Genomic DNA, 16,505 nt, shown 5'->3' on the forward strand with positions numbered 1-16,505 from the left:
CCCGGAACCGTCACCGGACACGCCGGTATCCGAGGTCGCCTGACACACCTTAATCCACAGAATTTGACGATTCCTCCTTGCGTGGATGGTAGATCCTCACCTGCAGACCTTCCTCTTTCCACAATCGGTGCACTTTCTTCTTGTTCACCGCCATCGCCTGATCGTGTCGCAGATGCGCCCAGGCGCGACGGAAGCCATGCAACGGGTGTGTTCGCGCGTAGTCACGCAGAATCGCTCTCAGGACCGCATCGGGGTCGGCGGGAGTCTGTGCGATCGGCGTACGGGCGTAGGTGGACCGGGCAAGCCCAACTGCTCTGCAGGCCAACCGCTTCGACACTCTCATCGTCGTGACGAGCATGTCGACAGCGCCGCTTGTCAGCCGGGCTCAAAATTTTCCCTTCGCCACCTCCCGCAGGGCGTCCTTCTCCAGTTCGGTGTCGGCGAGTAGTCGTTTGAGTTTGCCCTGCTGCTCCCGCAATTCCTTGAGTTCTTTCGCTGCGTCGATATCCATGCCGCCGTACTGGCGGCGCCAGTTGTACAACGTCGCTGCCGAAACCTCGAGCTCGCTGGCGATCTCTTCCTGCGTTTTCCCCGCCGCGGTGAGCTCGTCTGCTCGGCGCAACTTGCGCACGATGTCCTCTGCGGAGTTCCTCTTCCGTCCAGCCATGTTCCTCATCGTCCTATCCGCCCACGTCACGGGCAACAAGACTCTAAAACAAGATGGCCCCGTTCACTGGGGACATGCCAGTACAGCTCGCATGATCCATCTACCCGTTCATGCGTAGTAGTTGAACCAGGTCGAAATCTACTTCACCGCTGTGCAGCGCAAAGGCCCTCACGCCCGACGACTTTTCTGCGATCTCGACGAGGTGGCCGGCCGCCTACTCGCCTTCCAGAAATGTTATAACGCTACTGCCCACCCCTTCGATTGGACCTTCACGCGGCTGACCTTCACGAACTTCTCCACCGCCTCGGCGCCACGATCCTTATGCGCTATGGTCGTTCGGCGCGTGACCCCCGATTGGCTAACGGGCGCACACACACTAGAGCGATTCGGGTCGAAGCGCAGCGATGAAGTGCGCCAGATCTACGACAATGAAGACGCCAATGGCGGAGGCCACTACGTCTCCGGCGCCTTGCGCTCGAACTTCGGCAGCAACGTGCAGCTTGCGTCCATCACGCGCTTTCAGCGTGGCACTTACCTCATAGGGCACTTTCAGGCGAACCGGCGCGAGGAACTCGACATCGAGCTTACGTGTAACCGCCATGTCCCCGATCACATAAAGAAGCATTCCCACCATGTCATCGAGCACGGTGACCACAGCTCCCCCATGCGCGATGCCCGGAGCACCTCGATGCCGACTATCGAACACATGCTCCGCCACGACGCCGTCGCCGCGACGTCGCGCCAGTAGATGATGACCGTGGGGGTTGTCCGGGCCACAGCCGAGACACCATGGGTGGTGAGGCGGGAGAGGGTCGCCATCGGCCAGTGTGTCTCGCCGCTCCTCGAAGCTACTCCACCAGTCCGTCACGAGCGCGATCTCAACCTGGCCTTCGGAACAATCTTGATAGGTTTCAAGCGGTTCTGTCACGACCAACCCACTGAGGCAGGGTTCAGCCTGTCGACGGCATCAAGACGATCCCGGTCACCAAGCGGATCTCCTTCACCGGCAACCCCCATTTTATCAAAGCGTCGTCTGAGCATCATCACAGAATCAGCCGCATCGTGTCAGTCTCCTCGACGAGTTTCGCGCCCATCATGTATCTGTCACCAGCATTCTCTTTTGACGGATATTAGTACCACCGCAATGAAACGCACTCTCCGTGTAATGCCCTTCTCTGCACCAACTTTCGGCTTACATAACAAGCTACCTGATCTATTTCACGAGACGAACGTGGTTAGCGGTCTTCAGTTACCAACGAGCTGGACGCAACCTCTAAAGCCTCGACAAGATCCCTTTCGGCCCCGGGCAATCTACCAGCTGACAGGACAACCGCGTTCAAGCGAGCTCGCATGTCAACGTCACGCTGGATGCAAGCGCGCGCGGTCTCGGTCCAGGCCTGCGCACAACGGTCGGCGACTTGCGCGAGGCCTTCTGTGGCGAGGTCGCCGGTCAGTCGTGCGACCTCGGCGCACCCCTCGGCGAGTAAGCGTCGGAACAACCCGCCGCCGGTGCCTGCTTTCTCGATGAACGCGCCGAGACCGAACAGTAGGATCTCGAGTTCGTCGTCAGGAAGGTCTGCCCAGGTGTGGACGTCGGCTGCCAGCGCTGCGGCGGCTGCCAGCCCCTCAGCACCGCTCGATGCGGGGATATCGGCGATTCTTGCCCCTGATGGCTGACGCAAGTTATCAGCAGACTGCCGAAACGCTGCCGCTGCAGCGTCACCGATCACGGGAAGGTCGCTCGGCCAGGTAATCCGATACGTGCAGTGGCGCGTTGGCTGCGGGAACGACGTCGAAGACCTGGCCCGGGCCAGCGAGTCGAAGGGAACCTCCTGCACCTCGGCCCGGTCGTTGTCTACGACGAACGCTACGCCCGCGTCCTCGTCGTAGCCGATCACGACGATGTCGTGGCGGCTCATCTTCATCTGGACCCTCAGATACGGTAGCTCGGCGATGTCGCCCCACACCAGGCTTGGTCGACCGGAGTCGATTTCGTCGCGGACCCACGACCATCCCTCCTCTGGATCGTCGGTGGTTAGGACCTCGACCTGCCCGCCGAGTCGGCGCGGTAGGTCGACTTCGAAGTCGGCACCTCGTCCCACCAGATAAAGCGGTGGAACGAGGGCATTCGATCGAAGATAGGACAACCCCAAGGCACCCCCGAGGGTAAATGTCAGCCCCTCGCTGGGCGGTCCATCCCACCCGAGACCGTGCCAGTGCAGCAGATCTCGCATCGCGCCTGAACCACAGTGGCCCCCGATCTGATGGGGGTAGCCCTCGATGAGGGTTTTGTGCGGCATATGCGATCCTTTCCGAGTGGCGGGGCGTGGGGGTGTCGAAGACCAGTCAGTTGCCAGGGATTCGTTCCAAGTGGGCATGCGTAGCCCATGGGTCGACGTTGCTTACGAACACTGAAGTGGTGGCCCACAGTTGGCACCGAACTGTTGCGGGTCTCGTTGGATCGAGCTCAAGCTCGGAGGGAAGGGTCGATTCGCGAGCCGCCGATAGAAGCCGCAGTTTCGTTAGTGGGCGCGCCGAATGAGGTTTGGACCTGTTCGTCCTTCGAATTGCGTATCGCTCGCCGACGTCATATCGATCGAGCTCAAGGCAGAGTCGCCTCACACTGCACCGGCGAGTGACAGTTCGGCGCGGTCGATGGGGAGCTGCTGCGAGATGACCCGCTTGCTGAACATGAAGTCGCGGGGACGATTGATGCAGTCCGCCGCAATCAGCTCTGCACTGCGTAGGTAGTAGCAGGTGAAGTCGCGGTCACGGGTCGGGTTTCCGCTGAGGACGACTTCGTCGTACCCAGTGTTGAGCCCGGCGATCTGGAGCTTGAGATCGTATTGATCCGACCAGAACCAGGGAAGCGCCTTTATCTCCTTAGGCTTTCCGCAAATGGTCGCGGCAGCGACCTTGGCCTGCTCGGCGGCGCTCGGCACGGACTCCAGGCGAATGCGACGTCCGTAGCGGGCCATGTCGTGGCTGGCGCAATCCCCGGCGGCCACGATGTTGTGATCACTGGTCCGGGCGTGGTCGTCGATGACGACGCCATTGTCAACAGCAAGGTCCGCGGCGGCGGCGAGGTCGACATTGGGCTCCACGCCGATTCCGACAATGAGGAGGTCGGCAGGGATTGATTCGCCGCTGGCCAGGACCACTTCGCGGACGCGGCTATCGCCGGTGAGCGCTTCGACCAGGGCTCCCGTGCGGATATCGACCCCTTCACTGCGGTGGATTCGGTCGAAAAATGCGGAGACTTCGGGAGCGGTGACCCGCTCGAGGACGCGTTCGGTCGCCTCCAACACGGTGACCTCCAGACCCAGTGCACGCAAGGAGGCGGCCGTCTCTAGGCCGATGTAGCCCCCGCCGACGATCACGGCTCGACGTCCGGGGGTCGCGGCCTTTCGAATCAACCCAACATCCGCGGCGGTGCGTAGGTAGTAGACGCCGGCCAGGTCGGCCCCCGGGGTAGGGAGCCGCCGCGGGCGGGCACCGGTGCACAAGGCGAGCTTGTCATAGGTCAACGCGTCGCCAGTGCTGAGCGAAAGGCTTCCTGCTGAGCGGTCGATCGCCTCTACAGTCGCGTCCAGGAGTTGGATCCCGTGCTTGCTGTAGAACTCGACGCTTCGGATCTCCAGGTCCTTGAGCGTGCTCTTCGAGGCCAGGTAAGCCTTCGACAAAGGAGGGCGTTGGTACGGCAGCGCTGATTCATCGCCGATGAGGACGATCTCTCCGGTCCAACGTTCCTGGCGCAGGCTGGCTGCGAGTTGAGCCCCAGCATGGCTGGCCCCGATGATGACGGCGCGCTGTGCGGTCATGCGTCGGATTTCGGGGTGAGGCGGACCGTCATCTTGCTGATCCCTCTCACGAAGTTGGACTGGACGTATTCGGGTTCGCCGATGACATCGATGTTCTCGAAACGAGCGAGCAATTCCTCCCAGAGGATCCGCAGCTGAAGTTCGGCCAACCGGTTACCCATACAGCGGTGAACACCGAAGCCGAAAGAGATGTGGTTGCGCGCGTTGGCCCGGTCGATGATGAAGTCGTCGGGCCGGTCGAACACGCGTTCGTCGCGGTTGCCCGACGCGTACCACATCACGACCTTGTCGCCTTTCCGGATGAACTGCCCGTTGAGCACCGTGTCGACCTTGGCGATTCGTCGCATGTAGGCCAATGGTGTCTGCCACCGGATGATCTCCGAGTTCATGTTGGAGATCAGGTCGGGATTGGCCTTGAGTTTCTCGAATTGATCGGGGAACCGGTTCAGCGCGAGAACACCGCCGCTCATCGAATTGCGGGTGGTGTCGTTGCCACCGACGATCAGCAATACGAGGTTGCCCAAGAATTCCATCGGTCGGCTGATCAGGTCCTTGGTGTCGGCGTTGCTCTGCAGCATGGTGATCAGGTCGAACCCTGGTTCTTCTCCGGCAGCGGTCCGGGCCGCTTTGTCGTGCCAGTGCTCGCTGAGACCTTGTGCCATCTCGCGCATACCGACGAACGTGTCGTCGAGGTCTGAGGGGCCGCCGTTGGTCTGCTCCATCGAGGTTGCGAGGTCTGACCATTCGACGAGTTTATGACGCTGTTCGTATGGAAAATCGAGAAGGGTTGCAAGCATTCGAGCGGTCAACTCGATAGAGACGTTCTGTACCCAGTCGAATGGCTCATTCCTTGGCAGGTCATCGAGCACCTCCTGGACTCGCGAACGAATCAGCCCCTCCATCTCACGAAGATTCTTCGGCGCGACCACGCCCTGGACGGCGGCCCGCTGCCTGTCATGGCGGGGCGGATCCATCGCAATGAACATTGTGATATCTAAAAAACGCGGCGGGACCCCGATGACGATTAGCGGCTCGGCGGAGAATGACTCATGATCCTTGTCGACGGCCATTATGTCGGCATGCCGCGTGACCGACCAGAACGGCCCGAAGGGACTGTCCGGTAAATAGTGCACCGGCGCCTCATTGCGTAGGCGCTCGTAGTAGGACTGCCAACGCCCCTGACGATAGAGAAACGGGTTGCTGAGGTCGATGTCAGCGAGCTCGACGTCTTCGACCGGTGGTATTGGGCTCTCTACGAACAGCTTCTTTCCGTTCGATCCGGTCACCCAACGTCGGGTCCTGTCGTACAGGTGTGCGCCGCGGATTTGCAGGTCGATCGGGATGGCAGATTGAACTTTGTCAGTGATCACTTCAGAAACCTTCATTACGTCTTATCCGTCACTCTCGTGGGTCACATCTGAAATTCTGGCGTCTGGACAATCAAGCCGTCCCACGCCGCCGAAACGAGCATCTGGCAAGACAATCGGGAGGTGGGTTGACGCTCGGGGTTCATCGCAAGCATCTCCTCCTCCTCCGATCCTGAACGTCCGACCAACTCGGACCACTGCGGGTCGACGATCACATGGCAGGTCCCACACGCGGCTTCACCCCCACAGTCGCCATCAATACCGGGCACCGCGTTGTTGGTTGCGATCTGCATCAACGACGAACCTTCCTCGAGAGACACCTCACGCTCCTCGCCGTCGCGAGAGACAAAAGTGACAACAGCCATAACCAACTCCTGATGCAGCGTATTGATGGGATTTTAAATTCTGACAGCAACTGACCATGTCGGCTATGTTCGCCAGAGTCAGATGGTTGTGAATTCGACTCAGGGGGGAAAATGAAACGCAATGATGCGGGCGTGCCTCCTCCAGCTTTCACGCAACGAGTCATTCCAGTTCGACCTAGCGAGCCTGAACTCGCAACGCTCAATCCGAGAATTCGCTCATCCCCGAGCCTTGATGCCATTTGATTTACGGCTCCCCACTTTTGGTTGACGAAAAGTAGGTCCCCCCGGCGCCGAAAACCTTCAGGATCAGCGATAACAGGGGTCATTCGAACGGCGGGCACCAACCCGTTCACAGAAGTTTCCGTAGCAACTTGATCGTACGTTCAGTATACGGTGGATAAATCAGACGCAGATCGGGTTTGGTGGATTTGGACAGCACTGCTCTGCGGTGGCTGAGAGCCTCGAACCCCCATTTGCCGTGATACTCGCCGAGGCCGCTGGCACCGACACCACCGAAAGGCAGCTGCGGAATTAAGCAGTGCAATGCGACGTGATTGATGACGGCACCACCGGACGGGATGCGGTCGATCAGGTCACGACCTAGCTGCGATGAAGTGGTGAATAGGTAAAGTGCTAATGGCTTCGGGCCGGCGTTAATACGGGTTACAGCTGCGCTAATCGAGTCGATCGTGAGGATTGGCAACACAGGGCCGAAGATTTCACTGGCCATCATCGCGTCGGTGTCGGGCGGATTCACAATGACCGTCGGCTCGATACGCAAACTGTCTCGGTTGAAGTGCCCTCCGCTGACGATGGTGCCCTGGGTGGCGGTGAGTAGTTGAACCAAGCGGTCGAATTGCCGTGCATTGACGATCGGCAGCGCGAACTCTTCTTCGGCAGACCGGAACTGGACGATGTTCTGGACGATCTTCTCCACCAGTTCGTCGACGATCGACTTATCAGCCAGAACATAATCCGGGGCGATGCAGGTTTGTCCAGAGTTGAGCAATTTCACCCACGCAATCCGACGCGCAGCGACGTCGATGTCGGCGTCGGCTGCCACGACGACTGGGCTCTTCCCGCCCAACTCGAGCGTCACCGGAGTCAACGTCAGCGCGGCAGTGGCCATAATCTTCTTACCGATCTCGGTGCTTCCAGTAAACAAGGCGTGATCGAAACCCTGGAAAAGCAGATCCTGAGTCGTCTCCCCGTCACCCTCGACAACGCGGACCGCCTCCGCATCAACATATTGCGGCACCAACCGGGCAAGCAACTCGGAGGTTGCAGGCGCAAGCTCGGATGGCTTGATCACTGCGCAGTTGCCGGCTGCCACCGCCGCCACCAAGGGACCCAGATTCAAATACAGGGGATAGTTCCATGGTCCGATGATCAGGACGACGCCCAACGGGTCGTACTGCACCCACCCGCGACCGGGCAATTGACTCAGCGGCAACGACACTCTCTTATGCCGCATCCATTTCTTCAGGTGCTTCCGCGCGTAGCGGGCTTCAGTCTTCGTGGCGTTGATGTCGCCGAGCCATGCCTCTACAGAAGAGCGGCCTAGGTCCTTGGACAACGCCAAGGCGATTTCGCTCTCACGTTCGGAACAAAGTCGCTCGATCCCTGTCAATTGGTCCAGTCGCCACTGCAGATCCCGTGTGCGGCCTGAATTTGCGACACGTCGGACCTCGTCGAGCAGTTGCTTGCGGTCGCGCCTGCCGCCCTGCGCCTCCATTTGTAATGGCATGTCAACTGCCTTTCTAGTAGCTCGGGCGATTTCTCTGGTAAACGGGTAGACATCATCGAATCGGGGTCCCAACGGCGCCGACCACGACAGCCGAGGCTTTCTTCATGAGGGAGATTTAGAACGACATCGGCCGGTCACCATCAAGGTATTGCCGGAGTCGTTGCATTTGTGGGCGAGTTTCACGGAAATGCCCCTAAGCCGGTGAGGGCTCCACGGCGCAGTACTCGATCTGCAAACCTCGCCGTTATTTGGGCTCCGCCACCCGACATTCACCACTGACTGCGGGAATTTGTCCCCGCGGTGGCGTCAGAATCGAATGAGCCCTCGGATGTTGCGGCCTGATCGCATGTCCTCATAGCCCTCGTTAATCTGATCGAGAGTGTACTCACGGGTGATCAGCTCATCGAGCTTGAGGTTTCCGCCGTTGTACAGTTCGACGAGGCGAGGGACGTCATGCGCAGCGTTCGACGAGCCGTACAGGGAACCGCGGATCTGCTTTTCGTAGAGTGTCAACTCCAACAAAGAGCCCGACATAGTGGTCTCCTCGGGATGCCCGATCGCGGTGACAACCACTCGCCCACGTTTGCCAACGAGTGATAGCGCCTCGGAAGTATAGGACCCTTCGGCGACATCCGTGGTCAAGATGCAGACGTCGGCGAGTTTGCCGCGAGTAATGTCACTGACCAGCGCCCACGCTTCGTCGATCGAGGCAACGGCATGCGTCGCGCCGAACACGCTGGATTGCTCCCTTTTGAATTCCACGGGGTCGACGGCGATGATGTTCAACGCGCCGGCGATCCGTGCGCCTTGAATCGCGTTCATGCCGATACCGCCGGCTCCGATTACGACCACTGTGTCCCCGGCGCGCACTTCGCCTGTGCGCACCGCCGACCCGTAACCGGTGGTGACGCCGCAGCCGATCAACGCCGCCTTATCCAGCGGTGTTCCTGTATCGATCTTAACCAGCGACGCCCTCGGCACGACCGTGTACTCCGAGAAGGTGCCCAGCAAGCACATCTGGCCGATGTCCTCGCCGCGTGCATGGAAGCGGTAGGTGCCATCGAGCTGGGGTCCCATCATGACGGCCGCGCCTGCGTCGCACAGGTTCCCTATACCGCGTGCGCAGTAGGAACAGTGCCCGCACGACGGAAGGAAGGTGAGGATGACCGAATCGCCCTCGGCGATATCCTCGACTCCCGCGCCGATTTCCACCACGGTGCCGGCGCCTTCGTGACCGCCGACTACGGGTAGAGGGAAGGGCAAGTCACCGGTCACGAGATGTTCATCGGAATGGCACAACCCACTCGCGGTCAGCCTGACGAGCACCTCGTTGGGGCCGGGCGGATCAAGCTCGACTTCCTCTACCTCCCACTTCTCTCCCAGGCCCCAGAGAACAGCAGCGCGTGTCTTCATGATTCTCCTTAGATCAATAATTCGGTTGCCGTGAAGGCCGATTCAGTCGAGCGTCTCAACAATGAAGTCACCGTCGGCGTATTGGCGCCGCAACTTCTTCTTGTCAAACTTGCCTGTCGAGGTCAGTGGAACTTCAGTAACGAATGCCCATCGTTCAGGTAGCCACCACTTGGCCACACGGTCGCGCAAGAATCCCGACAGCTCCCTAGCCGTAACGGTGCGTCCGGTATCGAGGACAACCACTGCCAGCGGTCGTTCCTGCCACTTATCGTCTGGCACACCGATCACAGTGGCGGTGCGCACCGCAGGATGAGCGGCCAATTCATTCTCCAGTTCGACTGACGAGATCCATTCACCTCCCGACTTGATGACATCCTTGGAACGGTCGGTCAGAGTGATGAACGCATCTGCGCTGATCACGCCAACATCTCCGGTACACAACCATCCATCCGGCGTCACCGCCGCACTGTCATGCTGGTAGTACGACCCGGTGATCCATGGGCCGCGAATCTGAATCTCGCCCACCGACTTTCCGTCCCAGGGCTGCTCAGCATCAGAGTCGTCGACGATGCGGGCCTCCACACCGGCCACCACCCTGCCCTGGGTTCCGCGTACCTGAAGGGACCTCTCCGGTGAGTCGGTGTCCCGCGGGAGCGCGACTGCAGCAAGCGGCGAGGTCTCGGTCATTCCCCATGCCTGTACGATGCGGATACCCAGCTCGTCGTAAGCGGTTATCAACGACCGCGGAACGGCTGAACCCCCGCAGGCCACCATCTTCAGCGAACTGACGTCATGGCCTGGATTGTCACGCAGGTAGTGCAAAACGTCGGTCCAGATCGTCGGGACCGCTCCCGCCATCGTCGGTCGCGCTGCCTCGATCATCTCCACCAACGGCTCAGCCTGTAAAAAGCGGTCGGGCAGCAGCATCTGCGCGCCTGCCATCATCGCCGCGTACGGCAGTCCCCACGCATTGGCATGGAACATCGGCACGATCGTCAATACCGTGTCGTCATGACCGATGCCCAGCGCATTCGAGGCGCACGCTGCCTGAGAATGCAGCCACGTCGAACGATGGCTGTAGATAACGCCTTTCGGATGGCCGGTGGTGCCGCTGGTGTAGCACATCGCAGCGGCCGACCGTTCGTCGACGTCTGGCCAGTCGAATGAGCTCGGCTGGGCGGCGACCACATCGTCGTACCGAAGGACGTCCTTTCCACACCCCTCAACAGCGGCAAGGTCGCCAGTACCGGTGACGAGCACCGTGCGAACCGAGGTCATCGAGGGAAGAGCCGACGCCAGGAGAGGAAGGACCGTTCCGTCGACGATGACCACCCGATCGTCGGCATGGTTTGCGATCCACGTCAGCTGTTCAGTCGGCAGTCGCAGATTCAACGTGTGCAGCACCGCGCCCATCGATGGCACCGCCGAATAGCATTCCAGATGCTCCTGGTTACTCCATTGGAGGGTCGCGACGCGCTCATCTCCACGAATCCCGATCGCGCGCAATGCATTAGCCAACTGAGCCGCACGTTCGCCCAGCTCTCGGTACGACACCCGGGAGATCTGCCCGGGTCCACGCGCGGTCAACACCGCACGCTCGCCATGAATCCTGGAGGCATGCCGCACTATCGACGACACGGTCAGCGGAACGTCCTGCATGGTGCTTTTCATCGCGCCACCGTCCTGCGGTCAGCGGTCAAGCGGAAGTCACGCATCGATCGGTAGTCACGCATCGATGAGATCCTGTCGATTCTCGCTCTGCAACATCGACTTGTACTCGGGAAACAGGTTCTTGGCCTGTGGGATCAGTTTGAGCAACTTGGGCACCGGCCCTTTTGCGCGCACGGTTCCCTTGGCCATCGCCATTGTCAGGTTCACCTTCCCTAGCCAGAACTTGTTCCCGGTGTCCGAAGACATGAACAGTTCGACATTGGGGACTGCGGTACTCGAAGCTCCGGTCTCCACCACTTTGTTCGGCATATCCACCGTCACCACCGCATCCGGATCGGTGTAATACACCCGCAACACCACCCCCGAGCCCGCAAGCTTGTCCGCCAGCCCCTCGATCTCCAGGCCACGCCGAAATATCCCGGCCATGTAGGCGTAAACCTCGTCCTCATTCTTGAACACAGCCATCTCGAACCTCCACCAATCTCGTTGTAGGTAATGCGCGGTCGCGAGCGACCAGGGACGCTCAATCTGCGATAGTCACCGCTCCCGTCAAACAAGTCATCGGGGGTGACCGCCTCTCAGCCGAACTCGTCGTTGCGAGGCATGCTTCCCGCCCACACGAGGGTGCGTGTGATGTTCACCATACCACCTTTTGCTCAAATCGTTACCTTTTTTTGTTTTTGTAAATACCCTGAGGTTACTCACGCGGATGCGTCGGGTTGCGACAAGAACATGATCTGCTCGGAGCGGACCGTGGAAGTCCGACAGTGGAATACGAGACGCTGCGGGAGTCGCAGCGCATTTCAAGCCAAAGATGACGGCATACGCATCGGCCACGATCACAAGGAAACAAGATTGGGTCTGCTGCACGGATAGGTGACAGTTGTAGTCACGCAGCCGGTGCGGCTGGTGTGTTCATGATGGTCTCGTATTCGATGGGGGTCAATCGGCCGAGGGCGGCCTGGCGTCGGCGGCGGTGATAGGTCCGCTCGATCCAGGTGACGATCGCTGTTCGGAGCTCCTGGCGGGTCGCCCAGGCCTGACGGTCGAGGACGTTCTTTTGCAACAGCGAGAAAAAGCTTTCCATTGCAGCGTTGTCGCCGCAGGCTCCGACTTTGCCCATCGATCCGATCAGGTCGTGAGTAGTTAAGACGTTAAGGAACTTTCGGGACGAAAATTGAGAGCCTCGGTCCGAGTGAACCACGCATCCGGTGACGTCGCCGCGGCGAGCGAGGGCGTTGTTCAGAGCGGTGACCGCCAGGCGGGCTTTCATCCGCGAGTCGATGGAGTATCCGACGATCCGATTACCGCAGGCATCTTTGATCGCACACAGATACAGCTTCCCCTCACCGGCTTGGATTCCAGCAATCGTCGCAACACCTACTGGAAGGTGTTGCAATGGCTGGCAAAAAGTACACGGATCAGCAGAAGGAAGAATTCTTCCGACTACTCGATAGAGGTGGCACGGTCCGCGCCGCAGCGCGTGCAGTCGGCGTTCATGAAGACGCAGGCTACAACTGGTTGCGGAAGACAGGGCTGACCATGGCGCGGGCCGCGCCGCGCACCTACCCCGCGGAACTCAAAGCTGAGTTCTTGCGGCTCGTTCGCGAGCGGCAAATCATCTCAACTGTTGCTCATGAGCTGGGGATTCATCGGCCAACAGCCCATGTATGGGCGCGGAAAGCAGGAATATCGACCAGCGAGGCACGCAAGGTCAACCCGCGGCGTGAAGAGTTCCTACGTCTACGAGCGGCGGGACTCACGCGCGTGGAGGCGAGGGCTCGCGTCGGGGCCGATGCCCGATCGGCGACCGACTGGGACAAAGGCATCACCATCATCAACCGAGGGCGTGTCTATCCCGACGGCCGGGTGGTGCGGTACCCCGTAAAGAACAATGATGTTGTGCCAGAACGAAGAACTCGCGCGATCGGCGGAAGTGTCGACCTCAATGTGGTCGAGAAGATCATCCATCCCCGTTACCTCAGCCTGCTCGAACGGGAGCAGTTGCAGGATCTACGGCGTGCGGGGTTGTCGATCCGGGCGATCGCGTCGGAGATGCGACGCGCACCGTCGACGATCAGCCGAGAACTCAAGCGCAACACCGTCTCGGTGAGGGGATATATGCCTCATACGGCGCATCGGCTGTCGGTGAAGCATCGGGCCAGGCCGCGGAGGGCGAAGCTGGTTGCCAATGCCGAGCTTCGTTCCTATGTCCAAGGGAAATTGGCGAAAAGGTGGTCGCCGCAACAGATCAGTCACCGACTGGTCAAGGACTTCCCGACCACGCCGGAAATGCGTGCGAACACCGAGACGATTTATCAAGCGATCTACGTGCACGCCCGAGGCGATCTCACACGTGAACTCGGAAAGCAACTGCGCCGCGGTCGAATTGCGCGCAAGCCACATAGGCAGTCCGATGCCCGTCGGCCGCGGTTCGTAGACCCGATGAACTCGATCAGCAATCGGCCGGCAGAGGTTGACTCGCGAAAAGTGCCAGGTCATTGGGAGGGCGATCTCATCATCGGTGCGCTGGGTGGATCGGCGATCGCGACACTAGTCGAACGCTCCTCCCGCTTCGTGATGCTCGGGCACCTCGGACGTGAACGGACTGCCGAAGCCGTCCGCGACTCTCTCATTACCACCGTCCGTCATCTGCCCGCATCGCTGCGAGGAACTCTGACCTGGGACCAAGGCGCCGAGATGGCCGAGCACCGGGCATTCGCCGCCGCGACCAACTTCGACGTCTACTTCGCAGACGCGGGCGCTCCCTGGCAGCGCGGCAGCAACGAGAACACCAACGGGCTTCTCCGCCAATACTTCCCGCGCGGTACCGACCTGGAAGCGCACAGCGTCGACAAACTCTTGGCCGTCGCGGAGGAGCTTAACGACCGACCCCGGAAATCGCTCGACTGGGACACCCCTGCCGAGCGCCTGAGTGCTTTACTGGAAGTCTCGTAATTACGAGTGTTGCGACGATTGCTGGAATCCAAGCGGTGGGGTGCTCGGTGATGTCGGTGAGCCACAATCGGTTCGGACGCTGCGCGGTGAACTCGCGTTGCACCAGGTCCTCGTGCACGGCCGGCCCGGAACGCACCGACTTCAGTCGGCGAGGCTTCTTGCCGAACCTCGACCACCAGGTGTTATCCGAGCAGATCCGCCACGCCGTCCGTGCCGCCATGACCTGACCCGCGGCCTCGGCTTCGTCGGCGAGAAACCGGTACCCGAACTCAGGGTCGTCCCGGTGGGCATCGAACAACGCGTTCGCCCGATATGCCCAGGTCAGATCTGCCTCGGTGACCGCATCACGCAGCCACCGATAGTACGGTTGGCGGGAGAGCTTCAAGACCCGGCACGAGACCGCGACGGGGATTCCGTCGACGGCGAGCTCCTTCACGAGCGGGTACATCATTTTCCCGGCAGATTCGCCTGCGACAGATACGCCGCAGCTCGCCGCAGCACCTCATTCTCCTGCTCCAGCAGCCGAACTCGTTTCTTCAACTCCCGGTTCTCGGCCATACTCATGCTGCTCAGCCCGGGTTTCGTACCGTCATCGACATCGGCTCGTCGCATCCACTTCGACAGTGTCATCGGGTGCACCCCGAAATCCGCGGCAACCTGATCGATCGTCACACCCGGTTCCCGGCCGCGGGCCACCCGGACTACATCCTCGCGAAACTCCTGTGGGTAAGGCTTCGGCATAGCTGCATCCTTCCAGGCCACCCCGAAGGTAAGCCAGATCAGATGTCACCTATCCGTGCAGCAGACCCATTCGGATAAAGTTATGGGTCAGTTGGCGGTAGCGTGACTTTCTCCGTTCCCACACGCACGTCTGCGCAGCGGAAACCAGTTATACCCGTCAGCGGGACCCGGTATACGATGTACTCGCCGCTCCGGCGACACTGAATCGCCCTCCCATAGGAGGGCGATGGTTTGACAAAGCCACTTGGCCTACCTCTGATGCCGCGGCCATCGAAGTGAGTGTTCAGGCTGGACCCCAGCAAACCACTTTCCTGCGAATGTTAGGTGAAGAGAGAGAACGCTGCGTTCGATTCGGTCTTCCGCCACACGATGTCGACACGAGCGCACCAGTGTGCTCCGCCTTCCCACACAACGACAGCTGTCGCGGGATGTCATGCGGCGAAAAATCGTGACTGGCGGAGGGACTAATGCCCATTTACCATTGTCGACATCTCGTTACCGTGCTACGACGCCACACGACCCAGTATCGCAGTCTACGAAGGTTACGAAGCCTACTCTGCGGGCTCGTTCTACCGAAGGCCAAGGTAGCGGAGCACCGAGAGTGAAATCTGGTCTGCTACGGCTTGGTTGCAGCGTTCCATAGAACCCGGGAGCACCAGATGACTGACGGTGAGGCGGATCCAAACATCGACCGCAGGGACAACGTCGGCAGCACGATCACCTCTGAGATGGGTCTGAATCCACGTCACCAATTCTTCGGTGGCGGACTTCAGCATGTTCGTCGATGTAGCGAGTAACGGCAACACCCCAGTGCCCATACGGGTGAGGTCATCCGAACGGCCAAGCTGGACGCCCAACAGGGGACTTTCAACGGCTTCGTCCAACGTGTAACGAACGGCTGCCGTGATGGCCGTCGGTACGTCGGCTGCGTTTGCGTCGAGGACCTTCCGGATTCCATCCAGAAAGCGGTGAGTCTCGCGCACGACTAGTGCGTCGCCGAGGGCAGCTTTACTCGCGAACTCGCGATACAACGTAGGCCGGGATACGCCAATCACAGCGGCGATTTCACTGAATCGCACTTTCTCCCAGCCCTTCTCGATGGCCAACTCCTGAGCTGCTCGCAAGGCTTCAGCGCGCAGCTGCAGACGAAAGGAAACCCGGACGGGCTCGACAACCATGACTAGAGTGTAACGGCTGATCAAGGAACCGGTTCAATGCCAGAACATCGCCGATCATTGAATCCCGGGTCATGTCGTTGCCGCCGACGATTAGCAATACCAAGTTGCCCAAAAACTCTCCCGGCCCAGCTAATCAGTGCCTTAGGTCTCAGCGTTGCCCTACACGTGGAGGTCCAGATCGAATCCGGCTTCTTCTCCGGCAGCGGTCATGTCCGCTTTGTCGTGCTAGTACCGCGGAAACGAACAACTGACAGACGCCGCGCACCGGACCTGCCGTGCGTGCGCCGATCCGCAGTGGCCTGAGATGGTCGGGCGCCCCGCAGGTCGCCGTCGATGCCGGGCACTGCGTTGTTGATTGCGATCCGCATCAACGGCAGCCTTCCTCGAAGAGGCGTCTCGCCATTCTCTCGTCGTACGATACAAAGGTCTCACCAGCCATAACCAACTCCTGATGCTGCGTTTATGTGATCGTTCAAATTGTGGTCGAAGTTGACTGCGTCGGGAGGAATCGTCAAATTCTGTGGATTAAGGTGTGTCAGGCGACCTCGGATACCGGCGTGTCCGGTGACGGTTCCGG

Annotated in this window: 15 protein-coding genes and 3 pseudogenes; 2 read left to right on the plus strand and 16 right to left on the minus strand. The window is 60.1% G+C overall.

The genetic code is table 11. From position 1 onward, the window contains the following. Positions 1-49: 49 nt before the first annotated feature. From R4P70_RS32820 to R4P70_RS31830, 12 genes and pseudogenes are all read right to left on the minus strand, one after another. Positions 50-358 carry an IS3 family transposase gene (locus tag R4P70_RS32820; protein WP_030538004.1) on the minus strand — a complete coding sequence of 103 codons (309 nt, stop codon included), beginning with the start codon at positions 356-358 and terminating at the stop codon, positions 50-52. Between the two features lie 27 nt (positions 359-385). After that, positions 386-667: a transposase gene (locus R4P70_RS31780; protein ID WP_225320460.1), complete on the minus strand. Its 282-nt coding sequence runs from the start codon at positions 665-667 to the stop codon at positions 386-388. Positions 668-1,043: 376 nt separating this feature from the next. Continuing rightward, positions 1,044-1,301, minus strand: a complete 258-nt coding sequence (locus R4P70_RS31785; protein WP_306300966.1) for a PaaI family thioesterase — start codon at positions 1,299-1,301, stop codon at positions 1,044-1,046. A 601-nt stretch (positions 1,302-1,902) separates the two neighbouring features. Continuing rightward, positions 1,903-2,967 (minus strand): BtrH N-terminal domain-containing protein, encoded by a 1,065-nt coding sequence (locus R4P70_RS31790; RefSeq protein ID WP_011331535.1) that lies wholly within the window; start codon positions 2,965-2,967, stop codon positions 1,903-1,905. 318 nt (positions 2,968-3,285) lie between these two features. Further along, the gene (locus R4P70_RS31795; protein ID WP_011331536.1) at positions 3,286-4,488 is read right to left on the minus strand and encodes an NAD(P)/FAD-dependent oxidoreductase; all 1,203 of its coding nucleotides are present in this window, start codon (positions 4,486-4,488) and stop codon (positions 3,286-3,288) included. Then, the gene (locus tag R4P70_RS31800) at positions 4,485-5,873 is read right to left on the minus strand and encodes a cytochrome P450 (protein WP_021334602.1); all 1,389 of its coding nucleotides are present in this window, start codon (positions 5,871-5,873) and stop codon (positions 4,485-4,487) included. Before R4P70_RS31800 ends, R4P70_RS31795 begins: the two co-directional genes overlap by 4 nt. Before the next feature lie 26 nt (positions 5,874-5,899). Then, entirely contained in the window at positions 5,900-6,220 is a 321-nt protein-coding gene (locus R4P70_RS31805) for a 2Fe-2S iron-sulfur cluster-binding protein (RefSeq protein ID WP_011331538.1), read from the minus strand. Positions 6,221-6,569: 349 nt separating this feature from the next. Beyond that, the gene (locus tag R4P70_RS31810) at positions 6,570-7,967 is read right to left on the minus strand and encodes an aldehyde dehydrogenase family protein (protein ID WP_011331539.1); all 1,398 of its coding nucleotides are present in this window, start codon (positions 7,965-7,967) and stop codon (positions 6,570-6,572) included. Positions 7,968-8,273: 306 nt separating this feature from the next. Further along, positions 8,274-9,380 (minus strand): NDMA-dependent alcohol dehydrogenase, encoded by a 1,107-nt coding sequence (locus R4P70_RS31815; protein WP_011331540.1) that lies wholly within the window; start codon positions 9,378-9,380, stop codon positions 8,274-8,276. 42 nt (positions 9,381-9,422) lie between these two features. Then, positions 9,423-11,051, minus strand: a complete 1,629-nt coding sequence (locus tag R4P70_RS31820) for a fatty acid--CoA ligase (RefSeq protein WP_011331541.1) — start codon at positions 11,049-11,051, stop codon at positions 9,423-9,425. A 54-nt stretch (positions 11,052-11,105) separates the two neighbouring features. Beyond that, positions 11,106-11,516 carry an SCP2 sterol-binding domain-containing protein gene (locus R4P70_RS31825; protein WP_011331542.1) on the minus strand — a complete coding sequence of 137 codons (411 nt, stop codon included), beginning with the start codon at positions 11,514-11,516 and terminating at the stop codon, positions 11,106-11,108. Between the two features lie 424 nt (positions 11,517-11,940). Beyond that, positions 11,941-12,399, minus strand: a pseudogene (locus R4P70_RS31830) (transposase); the annotation flags it as partial. A 50-nt stretch (positions 12,400-12,449) separates the two neighbouring features. On the opposite strand from R4P70_RS31830, the pseudogene R4P70_RS32825 reads away from it, so the two are divergent. Together R4P70_RS32825 and R4P70_RS31835 are read left to right on the plus strand one after the other, a co-directional pair. Beyond that, positions 12,450-12,575 (plus strand): annotated as a pseudogene (locus tag R4P70_RS32825) (transposase); the annotation flags it as partial. Between the two features lie 243 nt (positions 12,576-12,818). Further along, the gene (locus tag R4P70_RS31835; RefSeq protein WP_371746466.1) at positions 12,819-14,009 is read left to right on the plus strand and encodes an IS30 family transposase; all 1,191 of its coding nucleotides are present in this window, start codon (positions 12,819-12,821) and stop codon (positions 14,007-14,009) included. Here R4P70_RS31835 and R4P70_RS31840 read toward each other — a convergent pair. From R4P70_RS31840 to R4P70_RS31855, 4 genes and pseudogenes are all read right to left on the minus strand, one after another. Next, positions 13,933-14,460: a transposase gene (locus R4P70_RS31840; RefSeq protein WP_011331550.1), complete on the minus strand. Its 528-nt coding sequence runs from the start codon at positions 14,458-14,460 to the stop codon at positions 13,933-13,935. The genes R4P70_RS31835 and R4P70_RS31840 overlap by 77 nt on opposite strands. Then, positions 14,457-14,750 (minus strand): transposase, encoded by a 294-nt coding sequence (locus R4P70_RS31845; protein WP_030537996.1) that lies wholly within the window; start codon positions 14,748-14,750, stop codon positions 14,457-14,459. Before R4P70_RS31845 ends, R4P70_RS31840 begins: the two co-directional genes overlap by 4 nt. Before the next feature lie 569 nt (positions 14,751-15,319). After that, complete coding sequence (locus R4P70_RS31850) at positions 15,320-15,928, minus strand: TetR family transcriptional regulator (RefSeq protein ID WP_021334597.1); 609 nt, start codon at positions 15,926-15,928, stop codon at positions 15,320-15,322. Between the two features lie 16 nt (positions 15,929-15,944). Then, positions 15,945-16,153, minus strand: a pseudogene (locus tag R4P70_RS31855) (cytochrome P450); the annotation flags it as partial. Between the last annotated feature and the right edge of the window lie 352 nt (positions 16,154-16,505).

It is taken from the genome of Rhodococcus sp. IEGM 1241 (genome assembly GCF_033142365.1).
Taxonomy (GTDB): Bacteria; Actinomycetota; Actinomycetes; order Mycobacteriales; family Mycobacteriaceae; genus Rhodococcus_F; species Rhodococcus_F erythropolis.